We start from the raw sequence: 4130 nt of genomic DNA on the forward strand, positions 1-4130 counted from the left end.
TCTCCTACGACCGCAACAATGCGGCGAAGCTGGCCGCGWTGGGCATCCCCTGCTTTGCCTGCACGCCGGACCTGTTCCCCGACCTGATGGCGGCCGCGATCCAGCGGCACAGCCTGGAGCAATGGGCGTCCCAGGCGGGCATCGTGCACGCCTGACGGGCACGCAGCGTCAATCGTGCGGCCGGTTGAAGACGGCCGCGTTTGGCGCTACTGTCCTCCCATGGACGATCAGGATTATCAACAAAAAAAGAACGACCAGGAAATGCGCAACATCATCGAGGAAGCGCGTTGCATTCTCCCCGGTCTGCAGGCGGTGTTCGGTTTCCAGACGATCGCCGTGTTCAACGAACGATTCAACGATCTCGCACCGTATGCACAGTCCTGCCACATGGCCGGCCTGGCGTTGATGGTGATCGCGATGGCCCTGCTGATGACGCCGGCCGTGTACTACCGCGCGCAGCACGGGTTTGCGACGTCGCACATGGTCAACGTGGCACGCAAATCCATCCGTGGCGCGCTGATGCCACTGGCCATTGGCCTGTCGCTCGACATGCTGACGGTCGTGTCGCTTGCGACCGACAACCTCACGCTCAGTATCGTGGCGGCGGTTGCTTCCCTCCTCCTGTTTGTGGGACTCTGGTACCTGATCCCTCGCCGCGACCCGGTCCAGGTCGACGAACCACCACGCTGACGCGAACGTTGCCACGCAGTGTTATGTGAGACGCCGAACAGATGAGGTCGATCGCAGACGGATACCATGCATTTATCCACTGCGAGTGGAGCGAGGATTTTACGAACTGGGCAACACTGGCCGACCTTCAAGTTCCGATATCGGGGGGAGCACAGACGGTGGCGGGTGTTTGCCCAGCCGTTCACACGGCGGCGAGCACGGCGATGACGCGGGAAGTTCTGCGCCGCCCGTGCGGGCCTGTCGTGACGGCTGAAAGCGGCGGGCGCGATGTTGTGATGGCGCTGCGCCGCCGGTGCAACGTCAGCTGTGCCAATGTCGAATCCCAAGGAGGAAAGCATGAGCCTGATCCTCACCTCGCCCGACTTCACGCCCGGCGGCCCCATCCCTGCCATCCACACCTGCGATGGCGCGAACACATCGCCTGGACTGTCCTGGTCCGGCGTGCCACCCGACACCCGCAGCCTCGTCCTCATCGTGGACGACCCGGACGCACCGGATCCAGCTGCACCGAAGATGACCTGGGTCCACTGGGTCCTCTACAACCTGCCTCCACAGACGACCCACTTGCCCGCCGCGGTACGCGAAGCGGAATTGCCGAAGGGCGCGCAGGCGGGACTGAACGACTTCAAGAAGACGGGCTACGGCGGACCGTGTCCTCCCATAGGACGGCATCGTTATGTGCACAAACTGTATGCGCTCGATACCGTCCTGCCCGACTTGCATCATCCCACCAAGGCCCAGGTGGAAAAGGCGATGCAGGGGCATGTGCGGGCGCAGGCCGAACTCATCGGCATGTATCAGCGCGGCCACTGAAAAGTCTGTCCGGATTGCTCCGAGCCGGCTTCGCTTTAATACTCACGAAATATAACGAACAACACCCTGACCTCTTCGACTTGAGCGACCTAAAGAATTGGATCATGCATTTCTAGCCACACACGAAACAACGCGTGTTGGAAAAATGCACGGATTCTCGCGGATTTCAGAAATGAGACCTCGTTTCTCAGAAAGGTAGCGTTAACACTCGGAAATATTTACCCAGATCAATTAGCATGAAACTGACACGCAGCTCCTCTTGCGCTGGGGCTGCGATTCGGAAGCGGGCTGGCGTCCCGGTCCTGCCAACCCTTCTTACAGGAGATAGTCTCATGCTCACCAATATGAAAGTCGGAACGCGGCTGATCGCCGGCTTCCTGTTCATTGTCCTTCTGGGTTCCGTCGTGGCGGCAATCGGCATCGTCAACCTGGACAGGATGAACGAACGCGCCAAGAGAATGTACCAAGAGGAACTGCTCGGCCTTTCTTATGCCAAGGAAGCCAACATCGACCTGGTCTATATCGGCCGCGCGCTGCGCAGTGCGTTGCTTGCCTCGAACGAGGCGCAGCGCGGCCAGATGCTGGGCAAGGTTGAAGAGTCCCGCAAATGGATGCGCGAGAACCTCGACCAGGCCCGTCCGCTGTTCAACAGGCCGGAAGGCCAGCGCGTCTTCGCGGAACTGGACGCCAGGCTGCGCCAGTACGATAGCGACCTCAACGACCTGCTCGGGAAAATCAAGAGCGAGCCGCTGCAACAGCAGCGCGCCACGGTCGACTACCTGTTCACGACCTTCCTGCCACGCGCCCAGGTCATCGACGACCAGATGACGGATCTGTCCAAGCTCAAGGAAAACAATGCGCGCACCGCCAACCTGGAGAACAAGGAMTCGTACGAAACGAGCCGCACGCTGATGATCGTGCTGGTCGTCCTGAGCGCGCTGTCCGGCGCCGGACTCGGGGCGCTGATCACGCGTAGCCTGACACGCCAGTTGGGCGGCGAACCGCGCTATGCAGCCGAGGTCGCTGAACGCATTGCCAATGGCGACCTGCATGCGGAAGTGGCGCTGCGGGATGGCGACCAGTCCAGCCTGCTGTTTGCGATGCGTTGCATGCGCGACCGGCTGGCCGCCATCGTCGCCGAGGTGCGCAGTGGCACCGATGCGATCGCATCGGCATCGCAGCAGATCGCGGCCGGCAACCTGGACCTGTCGTCGCGTACGGAAGAACAAGCCAGTGCACTGGAAGAAACGGCGTCGTCGATGGAAGAATTGACGGCGACCGTCAAGCAGAACGCGGAGCACGCCCGCCAGGCAAACACCTTGGCCGCATCCGCATCGAACGTCGCGGGACAGGGCGGCACCGTCGTCGCCCAGGTCGTCGACACGATGGCCGCCATCGACGAAGCATCGCGCAAGATCGTGGACATCATCGGCGTTATCGATGKCATCGCTTTCCAGACCAATATCCTGGCCCTGAATGCCGCCGTCGAAGCCGCCCGGGCGGGCGAGCAAGGTCGCGGCTTCGCGGTCGTCGCCAGTGAAGTGCGCAACCTGGCCCAGCGATCGGCAGCCGCCGCCAAAGAAATCAAGCAATTGATTGGCGACTCAGTCAGCAAGGTCGAAGCGGGCAGCAAGCTGGTGAACGAAGCGGGCGGGACGATGGGCGAAGTCGTCACCAGCATCCAGCGCGTGGCCGACATCATGGGAGAGATCGCGTCCGCCAGCCACGAGCAGACGGCGGGCATCGAACAGATCAACCAGGCCATCGTTCAGATGGACACCGTGACCCAGCAGAATGCGGGCATGGTCGAGGAAGCAGCCGCGGCGGCGGAAGCGTTGCAAGCCCAGGCGACCAAACTGGCCGATCTGGTCAGCGTGTTCAAGGTCGGGGGCCAGGCGATCGTATCGGAAGCTGTGTCCGAGGCTGCTGCGGCAAAGGTGACGGCGCATGTCGTGGCTAAGGCCGCGGCACGGCCAGCCGTGTCCCGGCCCGCACAGTCCGCGCTGCCTGCAGCGGCACGCAAGGCCACGCCGAACCTGAAGGTGGTCAGCAAGGTGCCCGCCAACCAGGACGATTGGGAACACTTCTGATCCATGCCCGGTGACCGCTGAAAAGCAAAAAGCCCGCTCAATCGATATTGAGCGGGCTGTTGCGTATAACTAGCCTGACGATAACCTACTTTCACACTGGTTGCAGCACTATCATCGGCGCAAAGTCGTTTCACGGTCCTGTTCGGGATGGGAAGGGGTGGTACCGACCTGCTATGGTCATCAGGCATGACTTGTACGGGTATCGCCGCGGTGTCGCTGGCGCTACCCTGAATCCGGAAGAAGTATTGTATTGGTATTCTGTTGTTCAACAAACMGCTGAACCCTTGCRYTGGCATGACTGCCAAGGTTATAGGGACAAGCCGTACGGGCAATTAGTATCGGTTAGCTTAATGCATTACTGCACTTCCACACCCGACCTATCAACGTCCTGGTCTCGAACGACCCTTCAAGGAGCTCAAGGCTCCGGGAAATCTCATCTCAAGGCGAGTTTCCCGCTTAGATGCTTTCAGCGGTTATCTCTTCCGAACTTAGCTACCCGGCAATGCCACTGGCGTGACAACCGGTACACCAGAGGTT

At 60.9% G+C, this 4130-nt stretch carries 3 protein-coding genes and 2 rRNA genes; 3 read left to right on the forward strand and 2 right to left on the reverse strand.

Annotation, left to right across the window (positions count from 1 at the left end):
• Positions 1–219: 219 nt before the first annotated feature.
• The 3 genes from AC1DYX_RS28635 to AC1DYX_RS28645 all read left to right on the forward strand — a co-directional run bounded on the left by AC1DYX_RS28635 (position 220) and on the right by AC1DYX_RS28645 (position 3593).
• Complete coding sequence (locus AC1DYX_RS28635; RefSeq protein ID WP_477265228.1) at positions 220–690, forward strand: DUF6328 family protein; 471 nt, start codon at positions 220–222, stop codon at positions 688–690.
• Between the two features lie 336 nt (positions 691–1026).
• Positions 1027–1503: a YbhB/YbcL family Raf kinase inhibitor-like protein gene (locus tag AC1DYX_RS28640; RefSeq protein ID WP_477265232.1), complete on the forward strand. Its 477-nt coding sequence runs from the start codon at positions 1027–1029 to the stop codon at positions 1501–1503.
• Positions 1504–1835: 332 nt separating this feature from the next.
• Entirely contained in the window at positions 1836–3593 is a 1758-nt protein-coding gene (locus AC1DYX_RS28645; RefSeq protein WP_477265230.1) for a methyl-accepting chemotaxis protein, read from the forward strand.
• Between the two features lie 72 nt (positions 3594–3665).
• Here the strand turns inward: AC1DYX_RS28645 and rrf are convergent.
• Both rrf and AC1DYX_RS28655 read right to left on the reverse strand, forming a co-directional pair.
• Positions 3666–3778, reverse strand: a 5S ribosomal RNA gene (rrf, locus tag AC1DYX_RS28650).
• A gap of 126 nt (positions 3779–3904) precedes the next feature.
• A 23S ribosomal RNA gene (locus AC1DYX_RS28655) occupies positions 3905–4130 on the reverse strand; the annotation flags it as partial.

It is taken from the genome of Massilia sp. P2_C2 (genome assembly GCF_056404615.1).

Excerpts from the sequence above, each read along its gene's own strand:
- AC1DYX_RS28635 (WP_477265228.1), top strand. The coding sequence starts at position 220 with ATGGACGATCAGGATTATCAACAAAAAAAGAACGACCAGGAAATGCGC.
- AC1DYX_RS28640 (WP_477265232.1), top strand. The coding sequence starts at position 1,027 with ATGAGCCTGATCCTCACCTCGCCCGACTTCACGCCCGGCGGCCCCATC.